The following is a 25,758-nucleotide window of genomic DNA, read 5'->3' as shown; positions in this document are numbered from 1 at the left end:
ACCTTTTTTATTAATAGATCCCTTATAACCTTCCAAACGTTTGTTTTTTGTAAACAGCCACATAGAGATATCTTTCAATCACTGATATAATCTTGTGACTTGCGTCAAATTATTTATGACGTCCAAAGTAATTTGATGTTGCTTGCTAAGACATCATCAAATTGTCATGCCTTCTATGGCTCTTTGTTAATAAAATACAAACGGAAAAGTAATGAAAAGCAAACTGTATGCTAGCGCCCTTTGTGCGGCGACTCTCTTCACTACCCCGGCGTTTGCTGCCAACGAAGAACTCTATTTCTACAACTGGTCTGAGTACATTCCAAGTGAAGTATTAGAGGACTTTACTAAAGAAACAGGGATTAAAGTCATCTATTCAACCTACGAGTCTAACGAAAGCATGTATGCTAAGTTAAAAACTCAAGGCTCAGGTTATGATTTAGTGGTTCCTTCAACGTATTTCGTTTCAAAGATGCGTAAAGAAGGCATGCTGCAACAAATAGATAAAGAACAGCTATCGCACTTTCAAGATCTTGATGCCAACTACTTAGACAAACCTTTTGACCCTGATAATAACTTTTCTATCCCTTACATTTGGGGCGCAACAGGCATTGGCGTCAATACTGACATGCTTGATAAGTCGGCCGTTAAAAGCTGGGACGATTTGTGGGACCAGAAATGGGAAGGTCAGTTGATGATGATGGATGACTCTCGTGAAGTCTTCCATATTGCGTTAACAAAGCTGGGTTATTCTCCAAACACGACAAATCCAGAAGAAATCAAAGCCGCTTACGAAGAACTGCGTAAGCTTGTTCCGAATGTGTTGGTATTTAACTCTGACTTCCCTGCTAACCCATATTTAGCTGGTGAGGTATCACTGGGTATGCTTTGGAATGGCTCCGCTTATATGGCTCGCCAAGAAGGGGCATCGATTGAAATCGTTTGGCCTGAAAAAGGCACGATTTTTTGGATGGATAGCCTAGCAATTCCATCAGGCGCGAAGAATATTGAAGCCGCTCATAAGATGATAGACTTCCTACTTCGCCCAGAAAATGCGGCGAAAATCGCATTAGAAATTGGTTACCCTACACCGGTTAAAACCGCTTACCCACTGCTACCAAAAGAGTTCGCCGAAGACAAAAATGTCTTCCCACCACAAGAGGTGATGGATTCAGGTACGTGGCAAGATGAAGTCGGTGAAGCAGGTGCGCTTTACGAAGAATACTTCCAAAAGCTTAAAGTTGATAATTAAGCTTAGATAACACGAATAAGGGAAATAAGCCTGCTTATTTCCCTTATTACTTCTAATTAAAAGCTCTCGAAAGTGAGCGCTTTTTCTATCTGTTCCCACCGCTTCAATAATGTATCGGAATCCTATTGCAGGGGTTTACGATGACGTCTCGTGATCTTGAGTTTGCAAGGCAAGAAGCTCCCTAACGAGTTTTGGTACCTCTTGACTGGCTTTACCATACCGCTTTTCTTCAAATTCACTTTGAACGGCACTTGGTTCAAGATTAATTTCAATAGTATGAGCGCCGTGCATTTTTGCATCGTGCACAAACCCGGCGGCTGGGTATACGACACCGGAAGTACCAATAGAAATGAACAGGTCAGCGGCCTCTAATGCTGAATAGATATCGCCCATTTTTAAAGGCATCTCGCCAAACCAAACAATATGTGGGCGAATCTGGCTGGGTAATTGACAGCAATGGCACAAATCTCCAGTCATCACATCGTCTTTCATGTCTATTACTTGCCCTGATTCTGAACAGCGCGCCTTCAGAAGTTCACCATGCATATGAATAACATTATCACTTCCACCACGCTCGTGAAGATTATCGATATTTTGAGTAATGACGGTAACGGAACCATGAAGATCGCGTTCAAGTTGGCCTAAAGCTATGTGAGCAGCATTGGGAAGGATGCTAGGTAACTGAAGTTTTTTACGCCTTTGGTTATAGAAGGTTTGAACTAAATCCGGGTCGCGAGCAAAGCCTTCCGGCGTAGCCACATCTTCTATTCTGTGGTTTTCCCATAGTCCATCCTGCGTCCGAAATGTTTGTATTCCCGATTCAGCTGAGATGCCTGCACCCGTTAATATCACAATATTTTTATAGGGGAAGTTCATAACCATCCTTGTTCTGACGTAATCTATACCACAAGAATAACATGGATTACTTCAGTCCCCCTAGTTTTGCCCCTTAGACCATAGTCTAATGCCATTGATTTAAAAGCATTATTTATGAGTTTTACGCAGAAAATTCTAACGCACATGTACACTGGGCGGGAGATCGCAAAAGAGGCATCTATCGACACCTCTTTTTATAGTAATTGCCTGTGTAACTCAGTTATCTAATCGTCACTGGTTGACGAAATCTTATGAATAGCCAAGTCTGCGCCGTTAAACTCATCTTCTTCAGATAGCCTTAAACCCGTAAGCTTGTCTAATACACCATAAACAATCAACGCACCGACAAGTGCAATAGCAATTCCAGCAAACGTACCAACCAATTGCGAGACAAAGCTCACGCCCCCTAGTCCACCTAGCGCACTTTGACCAAAGATACCTGCAGCAATCCCCCCCCAAGCACCACATAAACCATGTAATGGCCATACACCCAATACATCGTCAATTTTTGTTTTATTCTGTAGATAGGTAAATACCCAAACAAACAGAGCACCAGCAATTGAACCGGTGATCAGAGCACCGATTGGGTGCATAAGATCCGAGCCAGCACAAATTGCAACAAGACCCGCTAACGGACCATTATGAATAAAACCAGGATCGTTTTTACCGACGATAAGTGCAGCCAAAATTCCTCCAACCATCGCCATTAAAGAGTTCATGGCCACAAGCCCACTGATGCCTTCTAACGCTTGTGCTGACATAACATTGAAGCCAAACCACCCTACGCTGAGTATCCACGCACCTAAGGCTAAGAACGGAATATTAGAAGGAGCAAAGTTAGTGTGTTTCCCCGCTCTAATACGCCCTCTCCTCATACCTAGAAAGATAACCGCAACTAACGCTATCCAACCACCAACACCGTGCACCACAACCGAGCCAGCGAAGTCATGGAACCCAGCGCCAAATGTTGCTTCAAGCCACCCTTGAAACCCAAAATTTCCGTTCCAAATCATACCTTCAAAAAATGGGTACACTAAACCAACGGTAAAAAATGTCGCTAAAAGTATTGGATAAAATCGAGCGCGTTCCGCGATGCCTCCGGAAACTATTGCTGGTATCGCCGCTGCAAATGTTAATAAGAAGAAGAACTTAACTAACTCATAGCCATTTCCTTGCGATAGCGTTTCCGCATCAGCGAAAAATGTACCGCCATAAGCAACCCAATACCCTATAAAGAAATAAGCAATGGCTGAAACACCAAAATCAGCAAGTATTTTCACTAACGCATTAACTTGGTTCTTATTCCTCACGGTTCCTACTTCAAGAAAAGCAAAGCCTGCGTGCATTAAAAACACCATAATCGCTCCTAGTAATAAGAAGAGCGTATCAGAGCTTTGTGTGAGCGTTTGTACTGCGCCATGTACCTGTTCTACCGAAGGGGTCATGTATCTATTACTCCTTTAAACCATATTCCCATGTAAAGCATCATTACTGTGCTTCATAACATTTTCATCACACCATATTGGTGCTTAAAATTTACATGGTGTGATATCAGCAAGAACCGTTCCAAAAGTCACCCTCAAACCAATGCAATATAACCTTATGATTTAAATGATCATTAAAAGAAACTTATTTTTTAAGCCACTCATCAAATGATAATAATTTGCACCATATTAGTGATAAGCACCAAATTCGTGCGCACTACAATGTAGCAAATCAGTTAATTAATTGGTTGATTGATCGGTTAATTGATTGGTGACGCGTTGTCTTAGAGGCATGCTAAACACATTGGCAGGTATAGGTATGGATAGAGCAAAAAAATCCCATGTTGCTTTCGAAACATGGGATTTGTTCTTTTCTAATCTAGAGTCGCTGCGTTTATTGCGTTGTATCGATCAGTTGAGGACCTTTATCAAACGTCATGGGAATATTACGCTTTAGCATATCCATTCCTTTAAACATTCGAACTATCCACACTAGAATAGCAATCGCGGCAAACACCATTCCAATATATGGAATCACGTTGGCTATTTGATCAAGCCACGTCGCTTTATACCAATAATGAGTCACGCCTTTCAGCAATCCATTCGAGGTGGCAACGGTGACAATTAATACGACAAAGAAGGTTAAGTTTAGAAAAAACGTTCTTATTAATCCGTAATAATGTGAGTTGACGACATCAGTGTCTTCCCCTTTATCCAACCTATACCCTGCGTAAACAATGGCAATAACGCCAGAAATAAGCAAAGTAAAAGGCGTAAAGAGGCTTAAGATGTACGCAACCCAAATGCCTTTATGTTGTTGCTGCATAATAGTCGATACTCCCTTAAGTCAGCTTACTGTCAGATTGAGTTGTCGCAGAGCTCGCACGAGAATTCGTCGCCGACTCTTCTGGGTCACTCTCTGAGTTTTTCACTTCCTCAAACCACAAATCGTGATGCTCTTTTGCCCATGTTTCATCGACTTCGCCAGTGACCATTCCTTCTAACGCGCCTTCCATGCCAAAGAGGCCAATATAGATATGGAACACAAAACCACAAATTAAAATAAGCGCAGAGAACATGTGCACTAAATTTGATAGTTCCATATCACGTCGAGTTTGCCCGAAAATTGGGAAGTCTAAGATCAATCCACTCACAGCGGCAATGGCGCCAAAACAGATAAGTAACCAGTAAATCGCTTTTTCACCACCATTAGAGAAGCCCGCAGATGGGTGCGTTCCTTTATGCTTACCAACCATACCACCAAGCTTCATAAACCACTGTACGTCCGTCTTATTAAAGATAGACTTTCTCCACCACTTAAATAAAACAGCGAAAAGTAGAATGAAAAACAATGGACCCATATAGTTATGGTATTGCTTGGCAATATAAATCGTCCAACCCCATAACTCTGTCGGCACATACGGTTTCATAAAGTGCTTACCGTACACCAGCATTAAGCCACTAAATGCAAGAGTGAGAAAAGTAAACGCCATGCTCCAGTGGAGCGCACGGTCCATTCTCGACCAGCGCTTGACCTTTTTCCCCGTTCGCGCCGCACTCAATTTCAGTGGCCCAACGATAAAGTACATCAGTACTACCATCGAGATACTGCCAAAGATTGCAACTGCAGCAGCAGGTGACATCCACTTTTCTTTCAAAACAAACCAGGTTTCACCTGGTGTGCTTATCAGTACGCCATGCTCAGGAGATGCCGACGTGGTGGTGCCTTCCACCCCATCTTTAACGGCACGCCAATAATCAGCACCGGCTAACTGGACCATTTCACTTTGCACTACTTTGTCATTTTTGCTCTCTTCTGCTCTTACTCCAAACGACAACATTAGCAGTAATGCTGCCAATACTGGCAGCATTGCAAGAGCTTGGTTTCTAAGCGTACTTAGCATACGAGTCTCCATTAGCTCTTAGTTGCATCGTAAGACAGATCGTGCCCGTCGCTCCAACCCGCATTTTTTGCGCCACGCTCAACTACGCGTTGACGGAATATGTCAGAGACTTTTTCCGCATCTCCAGCCAGCAGTGCTTTGGTTGAACATAGTGAAGCACACATAGGCAGTTTGCCTTCTGCAATACGGTTGGCACCGTACTTAGCTCGTTCTTCTTCGGAATTGTCTTCCGTTTCAGGCCCGCCAGCACAGAACGTACACTTATCCATTTTGCCACGTTCACCAAATGAAGCTTGCTTGGGAAACTGTGGCGCACCAAACGGACAGGCAAACAGACAGTAACCACAGCCAATACAGAGATCTTTATTGTGAAGCACGATGCCGTCTTCTGTATGCTCGAAGCAGTCTGCAGGGCACACCGCCATACAAGGTGCATCGGTACAGTGCATACAAGCCACCGAAATGGAGTTTTCACCCGGTTCACCATCATTTAACGTGACCACTCGACGACGTTGAATACCCCATTCGAGCGCCTCATCATTTTCATTTTTACATGCCGTGACACATCCGTTACAGTCAATACAACGCTTGGTGTCACAAAGGAATTTCATTCTAGCCATGTTATGACTCCTTACGCTTTCTTGATATTACAGAGAGTGACTTTTGTTTCTTGCATTTGCGTCACCGGATCATAGCCATAAGTGGTGGCCGTATTCGCGGCCTCACCTATGACATAGGGATCGCTTCCCTTAGGGTATTTAGAACGAAGATCTTCACCCTGGAACTTACCGCCAAAGTGGAAAGGAAGAAACGCTAACCCTGGTTTAACACGTCGCGTCACCATGGCTTTAACTTTAATTCTCCCTTTTTCCGCGCCTTCAACCCACACCATGTCACCATCTTTAAATCCGATGTCATTGGCGTCTTTCGGGTTCACTTCAACAAACATTTCACGCTGCAGCTCCGCAAGCCACGGGTTAGAACGCGTCTCTTCACCCCCACCTTCATATTCAACCAAGCGTCCAGATGTCAACACAATCGGATACTCCCCCGACTTATCTTGGTCTTGGATAGACTTATACAAGGTTGGTAGACGGTAGATAGACTCACTGTCATCCCACGTTGGGTAGTCAGCCACTAAATCTCGACGTGGCGTATACAGAGGTTCTCGGTGCAGAGGAACTCGATCTGGGAACGTCCACACAATCGCACGGGCTTTGGCATTACCAAATGGCATACATCCGTGAAGTACCGCAACACGCTGGATACCACCCGATAAGTCAGTTTTCCAGTTTTTACCTTCGGCAGCGGCTTGCTCTTCCGGCGTTAAATCCCCCCACCAACCAAGCTGTTTAATCAGCTTATCGGTAAACTCTGGGTAACCATCTTCAATTTCACAACCCAAAGAATAACTGTCTTCAGCCAGCAAGCTATCGCCTTCAAATTCCACACCAAATCGAGCACGGAAGTTACCCCCACCCAATGCAACCGGTTTTGATGTATCGTAAAGAATATGAGTACCCGGGTGCTTCATTTCTGGCGTACCCCAACACGGCCATGGTAAGCCATAGGTTTCGCCGTTGGCGACACCGCCCTCGGCTTCCAATGTTGTTTTATTGAAAATATGCCAGTTTTGCTGGTGAGCTTTGAGTCGTTCAGGGCTTTGGCCTGTGTAACCAATCGTCCACATACCTTTATTAAACTCGCGTGTAATGTCTTCAATCACCGGCTGGTTATTTTCAACTTTAACGTTTTTAAATAACTGATCCGCAAACCCTAATTTTTTAGTCAGCAGATACATGATTTCGTGATCAGGTTTCGAGTCAAACAGTGGCTCGATGACTTTATCGCGCCATTGAAGCGAGCGATTTGAAGCCGTAACGGAACCGTAAGTTTCAAACTGAGTGGTTGCTGGTAATAAATACACACCGTCAGTACGGTCGTTCATTACCGCTGCATGTGTTGGGTATGGGTCGACAATCACCATCATGTCGAGTTTTGACATCGCTTTTCTCATTTCGACGCCACGGGTTTGCGAGTTAACCGCATGCCCCCAATAGAACATGGCGCGAATGTTATCGTTCTGTTCAATGTTTTCTTTATTTTCAAGTACGCCATCAATCCAACGCGACACAGGAATGCCCATGTTATTCATTGGCTTTTTACCGCGATACTCGTTTGGATCAAATCGTCCTTTGATCCACTCGTAATCCACATCCCAGACTTTCGCCCAGTGCTTCCATGATCCATCCGCTAAGCCATAGTAACCAGGAAGCGTATGAGAAAGGACGCCAAGGTCAGTCGCGCCTTGTACGTTGTCGTGACCACGGAAAATATTCGCCCCGCCACCAGACTTACCTATATTACCTAGTGCAAGTTCAAGTACACAGTAAGCACGCGTATTGTTGTTACCGGTAGTGTGCTGAGTACCGCCCATACACCAAATAATACTACCCGGACGATTGTCAGACAGTAGTTTGGCGGCTTTGTATACGTCGGCTTCGCTTACACCAGTCACGCGCTCAACCTCTTCTGGTGTCCACTTGGCAACCTCTTGTCGAATCTCATCCATGCCATACACACGTTGGCGAATAAATTCCTGGTCTTCCCATTTATTCGCAAAAATGTGCCATAGCAAGCCCCAGATAAACGCAACATCCGTACCGGGTCTTAACGAACAATAATGATCTGACTTCGCTGCTGTACGCGTACGTCTTGGATCCGCAACAACAATCTTACAACCGTTTTTCTCTTTGGCTATCAGGATATGCTGCATGGCAACAGGGTGTGCTTCGGCAGGGTTTGAGCCAATGAATAGCATAGACTTACAGTTATGCATGTCATTGAAAGAATTGGTCATCGCGCCATAACCCCAAGTGTTTGCTACACCTGATACAGTGGTGGAGTGACAAATACGCGCTTGGTGATCGACGTTGTTTGTGCCCCATAGAGACGCCATTTTTCTGAACATATACGCTTGTTCATTGTTGTGCTTAGCACTGCCCAGCCAATACACAGAATCAGGGCCTGATTCTTCGCGGATTTCTAAGACTTTGCTGCCAATCTCTTCGATGGCTTCATCCCACGTCAGCTTCTTCCATTTTCCGCCTTCAAGCTTCATCGGGTATTTTAGACGTCGCTCACCATGGCCATGCTCACGTAAAGCTGCGCCCTTAGCACAGTGCCCACCAGCATTAAATGGGTGGTCGAATGCCGGTTCTTGACCCGTCCACACACCATTTTGAACTTCAGCGTACACACCACACCCGACCGAGCAGTGTGAACATATTGTACGTTTTATCTCGGTTTTCGCTTCAGGATCAACCGATTGAGCTTGCGCTTTTTTAATCATCCCTGGCGCGAAGACATACGCTCCGGCGACGGCACCACCTGCCGCAAGCGTAGAGCTACGCATAAACGTTCGGCGACTGATGCCAAGCTTGTTTTCATTTTTGCTCACAGTATTGGAGCGCTTTGTCAGTTTCATTGGTTCGCTCCTTAAAGTGTGTCGTAGTAATCTTTCACGTGTTGCGTTTCACGATATCCCGTTTTCTTGGTACTTTCGTCCAACGGTGTATCAGTGACACCACTGCTTGCTGCATGGGTAGTGCCAGTAATAACGGCACCCGCAACTGCCGCCGTCGTCAATCCTTTTAATAGGTTACGTCGGCTTTCATTGCACGTGCTCTGTTCATCTTGCTTGTTTTGCTTGCTCATAGTTTGCTCCCTGAGTGGATGCCTTGTACTTAATAAGTACAGATATCTCTAGTAAGCTGAATAGTTAAGTTAAGTCTCACGCCTAACTGACTAACGATTAAACGGTCATTACTTAGTGGTAATGTTCTTTACATCAATTTTCATTTTTGCTTTGGTAGACACCGGACTGGTTGCATACCTCACCTGCTCTACGTCGAAAAACGCCGCCATCAATACCGCGACATCCTTATAAAACTGAGCACTGGATGCTGATTCCATTTGGCGACAAAGCGCGCCATACCACGTAGCAAGGTGTTGGTTAAAAAATGCCTTTGCTTCAGGTTCACTCTGTTGTTCAATTAACGCCGCCATCACTTCACTTATCGCGGCAATATGATCTTCCGGCTCCTTGACACCTTCCTCTCGTTCTAACCCTAATTGCGTTAGTGATTGCCTTACGGCCGCGAGTGGCTTCTCCATTAACGAGCCTGTTAGATGCCAAGACGCAAACGGCACAATTTCACCCTTACCAATACCAATAAACAAATCTTGATACTCATCTTCAAGTGCGCTGACCTGTGCTACTTTGGCAGCGGCAGATAAGTCCTGCCATGCCGACGTCATTTGATTGATGCCACTTTCAATTTCAAGGTGAGCTAAAAACTCCAATAGGTCTCTATCTGGCGCTTGGCGACACAGCGTCGAAATCAAGAGATAAATGTCGCTGCGCATTTCATCATGTTGCTCTTCCATCAACATCGACTCCTAAATTTTTAATTGTTGTTCTGGGTTTTCAGCCATTGATTCAAATACATCCACGACTCGGCAGTCTTCGCACATAGCGATACGGCGCAAGGACATGTCGTCAGAAAAATGAGAGTGACCGCGTAACTTATTTTGCAGCATAGTAATCATAGATTGCGGTGCAAATGGCTTCCCACAACGTAAACATTCAGCGGCCTTTTCTTCATGCAGGGCAACAACATTTTGACGAGATTCTTGATCCCAGTTGACCTGTTGAGAGAGAGATAAAGCCGATTCAGGACAAGCCTTTTCGCACATTCCGCATTGCACACAGTCTTGCTCAATAAAATCAAGAGCAGGTCTATCGCCAGTATTATGCAGCGCTTTCGTTGGGCAAACCGCAACACACGCCATACACAATGTGCATTTATCCGTCTCACAATTCACCGTGCCAAATGGCGCAGTAGAAGGAAGCACTTGGATGGTTTCAATGACGGAGCGTTGAGAGGCCAACGCGTCAAGAGAGGTGTAAAGGCGTTGTCGTTTATCACCTTGCACATCGCCAACATTCACACCAAGTGACGTGGTCACTAATGTTGGCAATCCTTCGCGCAGCGATTCTAGATATAAGACATCAATGGTTTCTCGAGCGAGCCCTAGATTCTCGAGTAATAACTGTGCCATACCCACTTCACGATTAAGCACGGTTTGAATGGTTTCGGGCATATGACGACTGGCTGCAAACAACACTTGCGTCGCGCCGTTAACCAGTGCAGCGAACCAAGTGTCAATTCCCACCGAAGGTAACTCTTCCACAACGACGGGGATAACATTGTCGGGTAACGCTCTCAGTGCCATGACGTTATAAGTCTCGTGTCTGGAACTACAAACAAGAATAATGGCGTCTTTACCACCTTTATTGTGATAATTCGCTAACGTTCGCTCTATGAACTTTTGCGTTTCTTTCGGTGTTGGGAGTGCGTAATGAATCGCTTCTGTTGGACAAGCCGTGGCACACGTTCCTACGCCTTGACACAGATACGGATTGATCTCAATTTTATGACCAATCTTATCGTTGCCTTCACTTGATAACGCACCAGCAGGACACGCATCGACACAGCGTTCACACCCTTTAACACCGCGCGAACTGTGTGCACACAAGTCGGTATCCAAACGGAAGTACTTCGGCTTATCAAAGGTTCCCATTAGTGTTGGGATAACCTCTAAAGCCTCAGCTAGAGAAGGATAGCCTCTTCCAACCGGATAGAAACCGGGAACAGGGACTTGCTCAGACATGCAGCCGTTAAGGGTATGGTCCAACACAACATCAAAACAATCTCGCCCTACTGATACTTCCGCAAGGTTGATAGTTTGCGCATGATTTTGAACGTTAACGGTAAATGTGCCCAGGAAACCGGAAATCTCAACGCTGTCCGCAAAATATAAATTTGGGTACTTGTCACTTGTTACGCCGTCGGTCGACAGCAGCGTAAGTGAATGCATCGCCGTGAGCTGCTCTGCTGTGCTCGTTATAATCGCCGTCGGTCCGACAATCAACGTATCGCCTTGGCTTTCATAGCTAACAGTAGGAGGAATGAGATTGGCAAGTTCTACGGTATTTTCAAACGCATAAAGGCGAGCCAGCCCGTTTTCAGTTGTCGATTCTTCTAATAATTTTTTTATCATTGCATCTTCCAGTGCAGAGGTCTTTGCCTCATCGCTTTGACGTTAAATCGTCACTGTTGATACAAATTGCAATTATTGTTCCAACTAAAACTACTCACTATTTTAAAGCGGATTTGCCGGAAAATGGACAAATATGGCTAAATGACTCAGTATTTCGCTCCAGTGAGCAGGATAAATCGATTCATTTAGCACTGTTTATTGGTTCGATTTATCAGAGTGAGACAATTTGTCTTAGTTATACGATGTTATCACTAAGACAAAATGTACCTATCTTTTGTGTGGTAAATATTGTCTCAATCAAACGGTTAGTCTTTAGCCGCGCACCCACCTTCACGAGTTTCAACCTTTATTTCACATTAACATTAGAAGCACATGAGCTCGTATCAACATCTGTTACGTTTTCTGATTTCGTTTGCTGAAGCTCATCCTCTGCGTCGTTATCGTGTTCCGCTTCAAGGGCATCCTCTCGTTTTGCCCCTTGTTCGTCACTGACATTTTCATCATCGAGCGCGACCACATTATCGTCTTTATTCTCCCCTGCGCTTTCAGGGTTAGTGGGGTCACTCTCAAGCTCTTCTACCTTATTCACCCATTCTCTCAGCGTTTCAGCAACACCCGCGGCAAGCGGCTTAACTGCAGCATAGTCATGATCATAATCATTAAGTCGATCGACAACATTAAATTCAGGGCTAAGAAACATCTTACGCAGCGCGGCTTTTTTTGCTGCTTTGTCGAGACCGGTTTTGGTCATTAATTCCGACATGGTAAGTGACTCAACCGGTATGTCCTCGACCTCCCCTTCAGATTCATCACTTGTCTGACTAGCATCTTGATTTTCAGTGTCGAGTGCGTCGGTATTTTCCACCATCGCCTGACTAGGTTTTGGGTCGTTGTCATCTTGTAGATGCGCAGGCGCTGTGTTTGCATCTATGGAACGATCATTTTCAAAACTATTACGTTCAGACCCATTACGTTCAGAGTCATCTCTGACTAATTGTTTATCAGCAAGTATTTGATCGTCATCGTTTTGTTGTTCTAAATGGGTTGGCGTAGATGTGATATCTTTATCTGCGTCTAACTTTCGTTGAGACCAACGGGAAAGGAAACTATTTTTCACTTGAACGCCCCGCACCTTTACGCTTTTTACGGCGCACTTCTAGTAATTCCCCGTGCCGACCTATGAACGCTTCCATCCAAGCTTGTATTGGTAACGGCATATCATTGGACAGGACTAAGTAATCTCCATCCATGAACGATCCTGCCACCCCTTGAGAGGCAGTAACCAGAATAGGCGTCACATCCGACTCGTCATGATTATCGAAGACAACAAACAATTTTGGTGATTGAGAACTTAGGTTAAAACGATAGTCAGTGCGTTCATCTTTATACAGCTCTAACAAGGAATAAGGTCGGCTGACATCAATATCAGAAAGACCAAATCCATTAAGTTCTCGTTGGGTGGTCATCCAGCGACCGACTTGTTTTTCTGTGGCAACAACATCAATTTGTAGTGGCCATTGATCGTCATTTTTTTTCGGTAACATCGAAATCTCTTCTTGGATTGGTTTACATACAACGGTGAAGACTGGTGATTTACTATACCTTATGACCATTCAATAACTTATTATGTCATCGTGTCAGTCATTGGCATTTAATTTGCTTTTATCATTAACTGAGTTGCTAATTACTGATTACGAAGCAATAATCAAGCCAATAGGTTGAGTTGGTTGCTCTTCTTAACCGCTACTACAGTCGAACAAAAGGACATATTGCGTGGTAAAGCCAAATATTATTAGAACAAGCGAAAATCCTTTGCAAACCATGGAAGTTGAAGTCGTTGACGAATATGGTGAAAAGCTGGTCAAGCAAATCGCCTGCGAACGTCCGCTTACCGTGATGCTTAATTGGAAAGAAATCGTCACGTTAATGACTCTAGGTTCTAGACCCGACTCTTTAGTACTAGGTTACCTGAAAAATCAGGGCTTCTTGTCTGATCCTAACGCCATCGAGTCACTCATTATCGATTGGGAAACCCATTCTGCAGCAGTGATTACTAAAGAAAATACCGACTTTCTCGATGAAGCACTAAAGAAAAAAACCGTTACCTCTGGTTGTGGGCAAGGCACGATGTATGGCAACGTCATGAAGCAACTTGATGGTTATCAGGTTCCGCAAACGCCATTAAAACAATCACAAATTTATGCCACACTCGAAGCGCTCACCCACTTTAATGATACGTATAAAAAGGCGGGCGCTGTGCATGGATGTGCTATTTGTCAAAATAACCAAGTTCTGTCATTCGTCGAAGATGTGGGCCGTCACAATGCGGTTGATACGTTAGCGGGCGAAATGTGGCTTAACGAAGAAACCGGCGATGATAAAATTTTTTACACCACAGGACGACTCACATCAGAAATGGTTATTAAAGTCGCGCAAATGGGGATCTCGGTGCTTTTATCTCGCTCTGGTGTGACACAGATGGGATTAGACCTAGCCAAACAGTTTGGCATTACCACCATTGCAAGAGCCAAAGGACTGCGTTTCCAAGTATTCACTGGTAGCGACAAGATCGATTTTGATGTGAAGGGTGCAAAGTAACTGATACCTTAAAAATGATACCTTACAGCTTAGACGTTAGAACTTATGCGTCGGAACTTAGGCGTTCGATTATAAGATCTTTGCTAACGCGATCCGAATCTTCATACCGCACTAAACTGCCGAAGTAGCCCCTCTGGTTAAACCTAACGTTGTAAAAAAGGCAGCCCATATATATATGGGCTGCCTTTTTGCTTTTGATTGGTCGACGGTACTCAGTGTTTTTAAACGTCTAAGTATCGATAAACACTCTCAAGTTTACGCGTCACCGCGCATTTTTAGGAATTCTTCGTACGTACCTTTGAAATCATTGATCTTGTTATCTTTAATTTCAAGAATACGCGTCGCCAAAGATGATACGAATTGTCTGTCGTGTGATACGAACAACAATGTGCCTTTGTAGTTCTCAAGCGCCAAGTTTAAGGATTCAATCGACTCCATGTCCATGTGGTTTGTTGGTTCATCCATCAACAACATGTTTGGCTTATGCATCATTAATTTGCCTAGAAGCATACGACCTTGCTCACCACCAGACAGAACTTTCACTGATTTTTTAATGTCATCTTGGCTAAATAGCATACGACCTAAGAAGCTACGAACCACTTGCTCATCATCGCCTTCTTGACGCCATTGCCCCATCCAATCTGTTAGATTGAGGTCTTCCGCGAAATCATGCGCATGATCTTGAGCGTAGTAACCAATGTTAGAGTTTTCCGACCATTTGTACGTGCCTGATTTTTGCTCTAATGCGCCTGCAAGCGTGTTAAGTAATGTTGTTTTACCCACACCATTCTCGCCAATAATCGCAACGCGCTCACCGACTTCAAAAATCGCATTGAAGTCAGACCAAAGCATACCGTCATCAAAGCCGTTAGACAGTTCTTCAACAATCAGCGCGTTACGGAATAGTTCTTTCTCTTGTTCAAAGCGAATGAATGGGTTTTGACGGCTAGACGCTTTCACTTCATCCAGCTGAATCTTGTCAATTTGCTTAGCACGAGACGTCGCTTGTTTTGCTTTTGAAGCGTTAGCAGAAAATCGAGAAACGAACGTTTGAAGCTCCGCAATTTGCGCTTTTTTCTTTGCGTTATCCGACAATAGACGCTCACGAGCTTGAGTCGCAGCAAACATGTACTCATCGTAATTACCAGGGTAAAGTCGTAACTCACCGTAATCTAGATCAGCCATGTGCGTACAGACACTGTTTAAGAAGTGACGGTCGTGCGAGATAATGATCATGGTACAGTTGCGCTGGTTTAGCGTTTGCTCCAACCAACGGATAGTATCCATATCCAAGTTGTTCGTTGGTTCGTCAAGTAGCATGATATGCGGGTCAGCAAATAAAACTTGAGCCAATAGAACACGAAGTTTCCAGCCTGGAGCGACTTCGCTCATTAGGCCATAGTGTTGATCAAGAGGGATACCAACAGCCAGTAATAATTCACCTGCTTTAGATTCCGCCATGTAGCCATCAAGTTCTGCAAACTCAACCTCAAGATCGGCCACTTTCATGCCATCTTCTTCGCTCATCTCTGCTAAAGAGTAGATGCGGTCACGTTCTTTCTTTATTTCCCATAGCTCTTTATGACCCATGATAACGGTATCAATAACAGAGAATGCTTCATAAGCAAATTGGTCTTGGTTCAGCTTTGCCACTCGTTCGTTAGGATCGCAAGATACCGTCCCGCCAGATTGCTCAAGCTCACCGCTTAGAATTTTCATAAATGTGGATTTACCACAGCCGTTTGCACCAATTAGGCCATAACGGTTACCGTCACCAAATTTGACAGAAATATTTTCAAACAGTGGTTTAGCGCCGAACTGTTGAGTGATGTTAGCGGTTGAAAGCACAAGCAATACCTTTGAAAGTGAACAAAACTGCGCAACCGTACAGGGAGTTTGCCTAGGTTGCAAGTAACAAAGTGGCGTCGCCCTTAGCTTTTTTCGGTAAAGTTAAAGCTTTTACTGACAAAGTGGCCACGAACTATTCATTTCTAATACATATTCTCGGCATTTTCAATTTTCTACTGCCAAAATGGGCGAAGTGCGATTACGGTAACTACACTATATAACTATGACAATACCTATTTATACAGTCAGTTACAGGCAGTGTGCAGAATCATGAAAAAGCTCATCATTACACTATCGTTACTTATGTCTCTTTTTTGTTCTCACGCAATAGCTAAGTGGGAATTTCAAGATGAGACTCTCCCTGCTCTATCTCAAACCGCGGTTGATATGGAGAAGGAAGTCGCTGCATTTTCTAACCCATTATTCTTAACACCCTCTGAGCAAGCTAAAGTTCGACGGTTGTTGTCAGTAACATTAGAACTGCAAGATGATGAAATTCGTGCGTTTGAATCATCTTTGAAGGACTACCGCCACGCGTCGACAGAAAAAGACGAACGCTGGTTAAGCGTTCAGAATCACTATTTGACGCTGGGAAGTTTGAGTCTTAGTAAGCAACGCTTACTCGACTTAGCATCCTCTCGTACTAGAGAACAACTGACTGGGTTCGGTCCTGATGGCGTGACTCAATTTAAGCAAGAGCTCAAGCTCACTACGTTAAACGCAGAGTACTTTGTTTTTTTGCAATTCATCAGCATTAAAACACTCGTAAAAGAAATTTTTATATCGCCAATTCCTGTTATCTGGGCAGCACTCAAAGTCTTTTTTATCTACTCATTATTAATGTGGTGGCTAGCCAATCAGAAACGTTTGTTTGAGCAGTTTAAGCAGCACGTTGCATCCAACATGTCTAAGCCCCCTATTTGGGTTCGCATCATTTGGTACATCGGTCGAGCGAGTCGTGCAATTGCTTGGTTAATTGCGCTCACACTCTCTCTACGAGTGTTAAGTAGCATAGATGCGCTCGAGCATCTCATTTATCTGGAGATTTTTACGTGGTGGGTACTCGGTGGATCCATTGCCATTAGCTTTATTTTGGAGTTTGCTCATCGCAATAGTATGGCTTCCAGCCCGGTTATCGTTGCATTACGGCTCTCAACCATACGCCGTTATGTCTGGAGTTTTATTTTGGCCGGCGTGGTACTGCAAATTTCTTCTGAGACACTAGGTAAAGGCACCATTTATTACTGGATATACAGCTTATTTTCATTTTGGTTTGCATTTATTACCGTGACCGTCTTGATGATGTGGAAGCCCACCGTCTTTCAATCATTAGAACGTGTTACAGAGAAACCACTCATTGTCGTTTGGGCATCAAGAAAAAAAGACACGTTCTTCTTGGGTATTATTGCCACTACTATTGCGACGATTTGGCTAACTTTTCACCACTTAAAGAATCGTTCCATTGGGTTACTATCAAGAAATACCTTTTTTAATCAAGCATTGACCTATCTATTCAAAATTGAAGTGGCCAAACAAACAGGCAGTAAAGGCGACCATAGTTTAGTTCGAGTCCGCGGTGACGACGCTTTTAAGTATATTCTTCCAGGTAATGAAGAAAGCCCGCTAGTGGATTACGCCAAGAATGAAATAAAACAACTGTCGCAATATTTGCTCACCGACAATCCAGCCATTTGTGTCATTACAGGCGAACGTGGTGTAGGTGCGACTCGCTTGCTTCAGCAATTATTAGGTAAAACCAAAAATGCTGAACCCATCTATATCAATTGTCCATTGGCAGGTTACAGCGAGTTATTGGTTGAACTGGCCATCAGTTTGGGGTTAGAGCCTGAGACTAGCGAGGTGAAGATACTCACGCTTTTGCGTAAGAGCGAGATCCCATATCTTATTGCGATTGATAATTGCCAAAGGTTAGTAAAACCCAAAGTGGGCGGCCTCAACGACCTGATTCGCTTCACTAACCTGCTCCGCCGCTCAAAGAAAAACCATCGCGCTGTCTTTGCCATCGAGAAAGCGAGCTGGCGCTTTGTAGACCGAGCGCGGGGCGAGCGATTGTTGTTTGACTGGGTCGCCTTTCTACCTCGCTGGAGCGAAACACAAATTCATCAGTTACTGGATACGCGTATAAACCAACAGATCGAGAATCCATTGAGTTTTGATGGCCTCGTGGTACCAAAACAATGGGACAACGACAGCGAAACGGAAGAGGAACGCGCGAGACAAGGCTTCTATCGCATCCTTTGGCATTATTCCGATGGTAACCCAACCGTTGCATTACGCTTTTTCAGGTTATCTTTAAGAAGAGATAAAACTAACGGTCATGTTGTTGTGCGACTTTTTCATGCTCCAGAATCAGAGGAGTTAGAAAAAATGCCCAAACCTATGCTTGCCATCCTGCGCTCTATTGTGCAATTAGAAGCCGCGTCACCCGATGACCTTTCCGACTGTACACAGCTGACAATATCAGAAGTCATTGGCACCTTACGTTATTTTCAAAGTCGAGGTTATATTGAGTGGGCTGAAGATAAAGCGCGGGTCTCCGATCACTGGTTTAGACACATTACTAATGTTCTAGACCGTCAACATTTACTCGTTAAATAACAGGGCTTTCTCTTATGAATAAATGGCTATACGTTATCGCCCTACTGCTACTTTCTAGTGCAGTTAATGCTGAGGAAGCGATCGCATCTGTCGAAAATATTACCCAGTTTACCAATTTGATTCGTTGGTCTGGCGTTATATTCAGCATTCTTATTATGATGGGCACCTGGGTACTCATTAAATTTATGAATTCGATGGTAGAGAGTATTGGCGGGCAGTTCGTTCAATATCGGATGTTGCTACAAAAACTGCAGTCATTTTTGCAGTTCTTTATCTACATGACCGCTGGCTTGGTTGTATTCATGCTGAGTTTTCGAATTAATGACCATATACTTGCCCTCATTGGTGGCACACTCGCAGTGTCTGTAGGCTTTGCATTAAAAGACCTTGCTGCTTCTTTCATCGCCGGGCTGACCGTTATGATTGACCGCCCTTTTCAGGTTGGTGACCGCGTCACATTTGAAGGTAACTACGGGGATATTACTACCATTGGATTACGTTCGGTTCGAATGCGGACATTGAACGATGACATCATTACCATCCCTAACAACAAATTTCTTAACGAAGTCACGGTCAGCGGTAACTATGGTGCATTAGATATGCAAGTCGTCATTCCGTTCTACGTTGGCATGAATGAAGACATTGTCATGGCACGTAACTTAATTCAGGAAGCAGCGTCGTCTAGTCGCTATATTCATTTGCCTAAACCTGTTACGGTATTAGTCAAACAAACGATTACTGACAATTACTTAGCGGTACAACTCACCTGTAAAGCGTATGTTGTAGACACCGCGTATGAAAAACTCTTCGAAACGGATATTACCTTACGTGTGATTGATGAATTTCGTAAACACAATATTAATGCGCCACAAATTGCGGTGCAGAATCACAACCGCACGATAGAGTAGCGTGCGAGATGCAAAGATCGATACAAACGTTATACCCACACAATTATAGAAATATAAACGTACTTAAAGGAATAGGAATGCGTTTTTTAGGACAAACTATAGTGGTAGCAGCATTGCTCACGTCATCGCCTTTGATGGCAACGGATAAAGACGAAGAATGGGAGTTTCTTGTCGTATTTCCGATGTTATGGGCACCGAGTATAACGGGCACAACGGGTCCTGCAAACGACAAGATTGATATTGACATCCCTTTTGACAACATTGTTAGCAACTTAAACTTCGGTTTAATGGGGGATTTCTATGCTCAAAAAGACAGGTGGCTACTCGGCGTTAGAGCAAATTATCTTCATGTCAAAAACGATACGGATACTCAGCCCGGGGTTATCGTTCCCAGTTTCAATGTTGACCTGAGTGCTCACATGTCGTTGAACGATGTGTTCGCGGGTTATGAAGTCACGCATGGTTTAGTGCTACTGACTGGAGTGCGTCATGTCTACAGTAAAATTGATGTGAAAGTAGGTGCCAACAGTGACCGTCCATTTTGGAATGATAAAAACGGTACCATCACATCCAGTTCCCACCAATTCGACTGGCTGATTGGCTTAAAGTATGCCCATCACTTTGGCAACAACTGGGGGTTAAGCTTAACAGTGGATGCGGGTATTGCTGGTGACAACGATATAAACCGAGGACTCAATCTTGCCGGGACCTATAGTTTTAGTAAGCACAATAACCTCTGGTTCGGCTATCGATATCTAAACCTTCAAAATACGACCGACAGTACAAACGGTCCGGTAGAATTAGATGTGACCCAAAAAGGCCCAATGATTGGCTGGGCATATATGTTTTAATTGTGCTCCTTCTAAAGCTCACCCTCCTCACTCAACATAAAAGGGACTTAACGACTGGCTGTAGCACTCTTAAGTCCCCTCTTTATTCCATTAAACTCGTTTGACTTGAAGAAACGTCGCGAGATCAATATGAAACCATAGTTCTTCTATATCTTGTACTCTAAACAATACGACCATAATTCACCTGTCTCTTTACCCGGCATTAACTCGCCCCAGCACACACTACGTTCAAAGAAAACTGTACCGTATGGCTACCAGCTGTCAGTTCATCTAGACCGTTTTGATTGACGTAAATTTTAATATTAGTAACATTTTGAATCCGCGGTACGCCAAATTCGAAGCTATTACTCGTCAAATCGCCTGTATCTATAATTTTGTCGCGAGAAGTATCAACAATGGTCCAATTAAAAAACGGATCACCGTTAATATCTAGTAACTTCCCATCCTGATAATCTACGACTGTTGATACAGAAATTGAATCTACCACGTTATTAATAATATCAGCGGAAGCGGGATCATCATCGGAAGATACCCTATCTTCACCATGGAACTCACCGATAGTTCCGCTCTCATCCACTACCGTTACCCCACATTGACTCGCAATATTGGTATTAAAATACACGTCATTCCCACCAGAGCTATTCGCAATAGCTCCCCCAGACGCAAGAAGCGTCGTAAGAAAAATCAGTTTTTTTGTCAAAATCAAGTCTCCTAAATAGTAAACGCCAAGCTTCTGCTAGCTTGGCGTATCATATTTCGGCACTGAATTTATTACTTATCATTTTACGACAATTCAAAACACATTATCTGATGCGATCACTAACGCTGTATCACCAATGACGACTCCGCTAAAAAGGAGCAACAGAACCCTTTTCCAAGCATTTTGTTCCTACTTCATCATCTGCCCATTAAATTTTAATATTTGCCAGTTTCTCGTTTCAATGAAATACGCAGCAACAACCATGTATATCGCTACAATGAGCAACAAACCAAGGCGAATCCACATTTTTTCGTCGATTACGCCTGAGCTCATCATGGTTGTTCCAATCAGTACTAACGCGGTATTAAATGCCGTGCTATATATTGGCGCTTTAGTCGGTTCGCTAGACATTTTATTCCCGAACACAATGGCCATGAGGCTAATGCACAGTGTATAAAAGGCCATTGCAGGTACCAGTGCTAATACACCAAACACACCAATGGCAATGACGCCGCCTATTGCATTACTGATCAATAAAAAAGCGCCAAGCTTTATCGACTTTTCTCCCGTAATCATCAATGATAGCAAGGCGATAAATATCATCGACAGTAATGCCTCTGATATTTGAAATACGAAGAAAAACACCACTACGGGCAAGGCAATAATTGAGGCACGCATCGCAGAGAACCACCGAAACTCCTCGGTCATCGCTGGCGTCGCTGGTGTAACTTGCTCTACTTCAGTTTCAGGAAGATAAATATGCATTAGAGCAAAAACCGCCACCGCCACGGCACCCGATGCACTTAACCCAAACCCAAGAAAAGCGGCAACAGCAGGACTGTCTATCGCCATAAATGGCAGCATTAATACCGCCATTAGTAAGATTGTTGCAAACAGATTCCACTTAGGATCTAGGAACAGATAATAACCTAACGTCATTAGCCCACCGACACCGATAAGCAGTGGAATTGGATAGTGAGAAAATCCCATACTCAACACAATGCCAATCGCTACTGTAGCAATCATCGCCAACAGCAATTCATACACCACGCTTTTATTCATGGTCTTTTTCTCAAAGAGAAATTTAGCCGTGAAGATCGGAGCAACAAAGGCAAGAGGCCAATCAATCCAAGCCGCTAGAAAAGTCGCTATTCCAACACCATAAGCAAAGCGCAAAATCCGAGTTTCTCGTAATCTAGTTTCTAACAGCCTAGACACTAACTCTGGGCTATGGCTTCTCGACTCCACGTTATCGGACATAAGACATCCAACTGACAAATCGAATCCATAGTTTACCTAAGCTATTGAATACAACATTATCGCCCGTATAGACAACAACATCGGCTTGACCGCCAATGCGTAGCTGCCCCTTGGTATCTTCTGGATTGAATTCAATCATAACTGGCAACATTTGTGTTTGGCGCAGCCAACCTGTTTGATTACTTGCTTGTGCTAACTTACCGGCTTGATTGCTTTGCCCCCAATCCACCCCCCAATCCACACTTGAAATCGTTCCTTTAACCACTTTCCCTGGAGCAAAATCTAATGCAATTTCAACCTCATCACCAGCTTGGATATTACCCAAACTATTTTCTCTGAAATACGCTTCAATCCAAATTGAGTCTGTAGAAATAAATGTCATCATTGGCTGCCCAGTGGTGGCGTAAAAGCCTTCAGATAGACTGAAGTTAGACACGCCGCCATTCGTAGGAGCACGAACGGTTGTTCGCGCTAAATCAAGTTGAGCTTTTTCTAACGCCAACAACGCTGCTTTGATTTGACTGTTTTCTTCTCCAGCACTACCTAATTGTTTATTCGCTTTATCAAGATCGGCTTGCGCATTTTGGACATTCGCACGGGCTCTTGCCAATGCAGCACGAGACTTGTCCGCTTCAGAAACTGAAATGACCCCCTTTTCCGCCATAGCAAGTACACGCCGGGTTTGCAGTTCAACATTGTCTTTTTCAACTGAAGCACTCGTAAGTCGGGCTTGCGCCGCAGCGATTGATGCCGTTTGAGCCCCAACATTCTGACCTGCGATAGCTAAGTCCTGTTCAGCCTTTTTTACCGCAATTTCATAATCTACCGGGTTAAGAGTGACTAAAACGTCCCCTTCTGCGACCAATTGATTGGGCCTCACCAGTATATCCGTCACCTGACCAGACACCTGTGGCTTAATTGGAACCACATAGCCTTTGACTCGCGCATTATCAGTTGTAGGAATTATCCGATCTGACGCAATACTCACGACTACTGATAGGGCGACGACTCCAAGAAGCAAATTGGTGACTTTTCTTACTCGTTGCTGGCTGTTTTGCCCTTCTTGACTCGCTTGCTCAGCGTCCTTATCCGAAACCTGCTCTTCGGCATCACATTTTGGCTCAATTTCTTTACTCATTTTGTCTTCCTTGCTACAACCTTCAACAATTCTTCTATCGTTATATATAGACTAAATATGCTAGCGATCAACAGTAATACATTGAAAAAACGATATTTTTGTGACCATACCGACCATTAGCCGTACTGCTTTTCGTTGCTATAAAGGATAAAAGAATCGCCCTAATAAACTTGCCATATTGCGCCAATCATCCGATGATTATAATCATTAACGTGGGAAATTAGTAAAAGGAACACTCCGGATGACATCGACGCTCAGTGATACAAAAAATACTGAACCCGTACCCATGATTAAATCGGGTTACGCACGGATCATCATCGAACTACTTGCAGAAAACCATTACGACGCCCATCAGCTTATCCGTGAGTCAGGGTTGCCACCCGATCTTCATGATTTAGACAATGAGTTTTTACCCGTTGAGCCCATTCGCCGATTGCTGTTTTTGTCGGCGCATCAATTAGGTACAACGAATTTTGGCGAGTTGCTAAAAGTGGCAATCAGGCAAAAATTAGTACCTAAATTACTAGGGGAGTTTCAAGAATTTTCTACGGTAAAAGAAGCACTTATCTCATCAAACATGATCTATCAATACGATACAGTCGGTACGACTACAGGTGTCGAGGAAGTGCATGGAAGAACTTGGTATCTGCGTTATAAGCCATTTGAAGACAACGAACTTTACTTATGGTCTGAAGTCTTTGCCTTAATGTATGCGATTGAATTTATCCGCGCTTTAACCAAAACAAATTGGTCACCTAAACAAGTGAAACTTCAATCAAGCAATACCGATGTGTTTAATTTGACTATTGGCAAAGACATCCAGTACTTCGTTGGCAATGATAAAATGGCTATTTTGATCGATGACGATATACTCGAGCAAAGCGTCAGAATCACTAGTAAAGATATCGCCAAACAAGAACCGCTAGTGACTTGGCACGCCAACTTTACCGACAAGGTGTTCACTTCCCTACTTCCTTATGTTCGTGAGCACAATTTAACCCTTGAACAAGCGGCAAAACTGCTGCGCATGACTCCACGGACATTACAACGACGCCTTAATGAAGAGAAAACAAACTTTAGACATATAAAAGACAACCTTCTTTTCACCGTCGCTGTTGAAATGATGGGAGAAGAACTTTCTTTAACACATGTTGCAAACCAACTCGGGTATTCTGATATCTCTCATTTTTCCCGTGCTTTCAAAAGAATCAGTGGCCTAACACCAAAGCTATATCAAAAAACAATTCTCAGCTTAAATAAGGTTCATCGCCAACCTTAATCCCACCTTTACCTATTCGCTATTATTTCTTCGATGGCATGAAATGGTAATTAATCTATCTGGTGTCGCATTAATATTCACTATTAATTCAAACAAAGAGTGATGAAATGCGACTTTTAATACCATCCATCGGTTTACTGATGCTAACCACATCATTCGTAACTCAAGCCAATGTACACAAGTGGAAAAACACGTCATTTGACGCGTACTCAGACAAAACTCAAGTCAAATTCACGCTATTGAACCGGTCAAACATCAATGCCAATTATTTTCTGAGAATCGATAAGAAAGTCTTTCCTCAGAAGATCCCATTGAAGCCTAACGAAGAAATTGAACTCGACGTCACGGTTAACACCCCTTCGGGTACCACGTCAGAGAAATACATTTGCACCAAGATGGTGTCTGATTCACCTAATACGTATGAAGTCTGTACCCAACTGACGTTTAAAAGGTACTGACTATGCAATTCCAACATGTTTTGGTTTTATGCGTGCTCGTTCTATCAAACGCTGCCTTTGCTAACCCTATCCCGTCGGTATCAAACCCCTCGGGTACCGACAGGATTCGTACTTCCGGCGGCGCAAGCTGTGAACAAGCCGTATCTACAGGTAAAACATTTCAAGTAGGAACCTATGGAAGCAGCGGTGCCGATAACCAATATAACGATGGTAGCGGCTATGACCCTTACCATAATTATTATAATGAAGATGATAAAGGGATTTACGCCGCGGTCACTATTCAGTTTGGTGGAGAGGATCGTATTGATTGTACCAAGTTGTATCGCTATGAAATGCTACAGCGAAAGCGTGAAGAAGAGCTCGCTCAAGCAGAGCATGAACTGAAACTACTACAAATAGCAGCAGAGAAGCAGCGGCTATTACAGATGAAACAAACCAACACGTCATTTGCGGAGTAAAC

General features: G+C 43.8%; 22 protein-coding genes and 1 pseudogene. 8 read left to right on the top strand and 15 right to left on the bottom strand.

All coding sequences use genetic code 11. From position 1 onward, the window contains the following. Positions 1-211: 211 nt before the first annotated feature. Positions 212-1,249: an extracellular solute-binding protein gene (locus tag MD535_RS21395; protein WP_265677066.1), complete on the top strand. Its 1,038-nt coding sequence runs from the start codon at positions 212-214 to the stop codon at positions 1,247-1,249. 135 nt (positions 1,250-1,384) lie between these two features. Here the strand turns inward: MD535_RS21395 and cobB are convergent, their stop codons facing one another. The 11 genes and pseudogenes from cobB to MD535_RS21340 form a co-directional block, all read right to left on the bottom strand. Beyond that, entirely contained in the window at positions 1,385-2,125 is a 741-nt protein-coding gene (gene cobB / locus MD535_RS21390; protein ID WP_265677065.1) for a Sir2 family NAD+-dependent deacetylase, read from the bottom strand. 224 nt (positions 2,126-2,349) lie between these two features. Continuing rightward, the gene (locus tag MD535_RS21385) at positions 2,350-3,570 is read right to left on the bottom strand and encodes an ammonium transporter (RefSeq protein WP_265677064.1); all 1,221 of its coding nucleotides are present in this window, start codon (positions 3,568-3,570) and stop codon (positions 2,350-2,352) included. 433 nt (positions 3,571-4,003) lie between these two features. Continuing rightward, the gene (locus MD535_RS21380) at positions 4,004-4,435 is read right to left on the bottom strand and encodes a hypothetical protein (RefSeq protein ID WP_265677063.1); all 432 of its coding nucleotides are present in this window, start codon (positions 4,433-4,435) and stop codon (positions 4,004-4,006) included. 96 nt (positions 4,436-4,531) lie between these two features. After that, positions 4,532-5,513: pseudogene (locus MD535_RS21375) on the bottom strand (formate dehydrogenase subunit gamma); the annotation flags it as partial. 11 nt (positions 5,514-5,524) lie between these two features. Beyond that, complete coding sequence (gene fdh3B, locus MD535_RS21370; protein WP_265677060.1) at positions 5,525-6,133, bottom strand: formate dehydrogenase FDH3 subunit beta; 609 nt, start codon at positions 6,131-6,133, stop codon at positions 5,525-5,527. An 11-nt stretch (positions 6,134-6,144) separates the two neighbouring features. Beyond that, complete coding sequence (locus tag MD535_RS21365; protein WP_265677059.1) at positions 6,145-9,000, bottom strand: formate dehydrogenase subunit alpha; 2,856 nt, start codon at positions 8,998-9,000, stop codon at positions 6,145-6,147. Positions 9,001-9,011: 11 nt separating this feature from the next. After that, positions 9,012-9,230 carry a twin-arginine translocation signal domain-containing protein gene (locus tag MD535_RS21360; RefSeq protein WP_265677058.1) on the bottom strand — a complete coding sequence of 73 codons (219 nt, stop codon included), beginning with the start codon at positions 9,228-9,230 and terminating at the stop codon, positions 9,012-9,014. 108 nt (positions 9,231-9,338) lie between these two features. Beyond that, the gene (locus tag MD535_RS21355) at positions 9,339-9,968 is read right to left on the bottom strand and encodes a TorD/DmsD family molecular chaperone (protein ID WP_265677057.1); all 630 of its coding nucleotides are present in this window, start codon (positions 9,966-9,968) and stop codon (positions 9,339-9,341) included. Positions 9,969-9,974: 6 nt separating this feature from the next. After that, positions 9,975-11,639 carry a 4Fe-4S dicluster domain-containing protein gene (locus tag MD535_RS21350; RefSeq protein ID WP_265677056.1) on the bottom strand — a complete coding sequence of 555 codons (1,665 nt, stop codon included), beginning with the start codon at positions 11,637-11,639 and terminating at the stop codon, positions 9,975-9,977. Between the two features lie 346 nt (positions 11,640-11,985). Next, positions 11,986-12,756 carry a DUF3306 domain-containing protein gene (locus tag MD535_RS21345; RefSeq protein WP_265677055.1) on the bottom strand — a complete coding sequence of 257 codons (771 nt, stop codon included), beginning with the start codon at positions 12,754-12,756 and terminating at the stop codon, positions 11,986-11,988. Further along, positions 12,746-13,183, bottom strand: coding sequence for a DUF3305 domain-containing protein (locus MD535_RS21340; RefSeq protein ID WP_265677054.1), 438 nt, complete (start codon positions 13,181-13,183; stop codon positions 12,746-12,748). Before MD535_RS21340 ends, MD535_RS21345 begins: the two co-directional genes overlap by 11 nt. A 229-nt stretch (positions 13,184-13,412) precedes the next feature. On the opposite strand from MD535_RS21340, the gene MD535_RS21335 reads away from it, so the two are divergent. Further along, the gene (locus MD535_RS21335; protein ID WP_265677053.1) at positions 13,413-14,237 is read left to right on the top strand and encodes a formate dehydrogenase accessory sulfurtransferase FdhD; all 825 of its coding nucleotides are present in this window, start codon (positions 13,413-13,415) and stop codon (positions 14,235-14,237) included. Positions 14,238-14,492: 255 nt separating this feature from the next. Here the strand turns inward: MD535_RS21335 and MD535_RS21330 are convergent, their stop codons facing one another. Beyond that, positions 14,493-16,085, bottom strand: a complete 1,593-nt coding sequence (locus tag MD535_RS21330; RefSeq protein WP_265677052.1) for an ABC-F family ATPase — start codon at positions 16,083-16,085, stop codon at positions 14,493-14,495. 270 nt (positions 16,086-16,355) lie between these two features. Between MD535_RS21330 and MD535_RS21325 the strand changes: the two genes are divergently transcribed. The 3 genes from MD535_RS21325 (at position 16,356) to MD535_RS21315 (ending at position 20,463) form a co-directional block, all read left to right on the top strand. Next, positions 16,356-18,704, top strand: a complete 2,349-nt coding sequence (locus MD535_RS21325; protein WP_265677050.1) for an ATP-binding protein — start codon at positions 16,356-16,358, stop codon at positions 18,702-18,704. 14 nt (positions 18,705-18,718) lie between these two features. Then, positions 18,719-19,612, top strand: coding sequence for a mechanosensitive ion channel family protein (locus tag MD535_RS21320; protein WP_265677049.1), 894 nt, complete (start codon positions 18,719-18,721; stop codon positions 19,610-19,612). A 77-nt stretch (positions 19,613-19,689) separates the two neighbouring features. Next, the gene (locus tag MD535_RS21315; RefSeq protein WP_265677048.1) at positions 19,690-20,463 is read left to right on the top strand and encodes a hypothetical protein; all 774 of its coding nucleotides are present in this window, start codon (positions 19,690-19,692) and stop codon (positions 20,461-20,463) included. A 202-nt stretch (positions 20,464-20,665) separates the two neighbouring features. Here the strand turns inward: MD535_RS21315 and MD535_RS21310 are convergent, their stop codons facing one another. The 3 genes from MD535_RS21310 to MD535_RS21300 form a co-directional block, all read right to left on the bottom strand. Beyond that, on the bottom strand, positions 20,666-21,163 hold the full coding sequence (locus MD535_RS21310) for a hypothetical protein (RefSeq protein WP_265677047.1): 498 nt from the start codon (positions 21,161-21,163) through the stop codon (positions 20,666-20,668). A 189-nt stretch (positions 21,164-21,352) separates the two neighbouring features. Beyond that, the gene (locus MD535_RS21305; RefSeq protein WP_265677046.1) at positions 21,353-22,423 is read right to left on the bottom strand and encodes a DUF2955 domain-containing protein; all 1,071 of its coding nucleotides are present in this window, start codon (positions 22,421-22,423) and stop codon (positions 21,353-21,355) included. Next, the gene (locus tag MD535_RS21300; RefSeq protein ID WP_265677045.1) at positions 22,413-23,561 is read right to left on the bottom strand and encodes an HlyD family secretion protein; all 1,149 of its coding nucleotides are present in this window, start codon (positions 23,559-23,561) and stop codon (positions 22,413-22,415) included. Before MD535_RS21300 ends, MD535_RS21305 begins: the two co-directional genes overlap by 11 nt. A 241-nt stretch (positions 23,562-23,802) precedes the next feature. On the opposite strand from MD535_RS21300, the gene MD535_RS21295 reads away from it, so the two are divergent. From MD535_RS21295 to MD535_RS21285, 3 genes are all read left to right on the top strand, one after another. Then, positions 23,803-24,840 carry an AraC family transcriptional regulator gene (locus MD535_RS21295; RefSeq protein ID WP_265677044.1) on the top strand — a complete coding sequence of 346 codons (1,038 nt, stop codon included), beginning with the start codon at positions 23,803-23,805 and terminating at the stop codon, positions 24,838-24,840. A gap of 107 nt (positions 24,841-24,947) precedes the next feature. Beyond that, entirely contained in the window at positions 24,948-25,298 is a 351-nt protein-coding gene (locus MD535_RS21290; protein ID WP_265677043.1) for a hypothetical protein, read from the top strand. A 2-nt stretch (positions 25,299-25,300) separates the two neighbouring features. Further along, complete coding sequence (locus tag MD535_RS21285; RefSeq protein ID WP_265677042.1) at positions 25,301-25,756, top strand: hypothetical protein; 456 nt, start codon at positions 25,301-25,303, stop codon at positions 25,754-25,756. Positions 25,757-25,758: the final 2 nt, after the last annotated feature.

Source organism: Vibrio qingdaonensis (assembly GCF_026191675.1).
GTDB lineage: Bacteria > Pseudomonadota > Gammaproteobacteria > Enterobacterales > Vibrionaceae > Vibrio > Vibrio qingdaonensis.
This window is presented reverse-complemented; position numbering and strand designations above follow the sequence as displayed.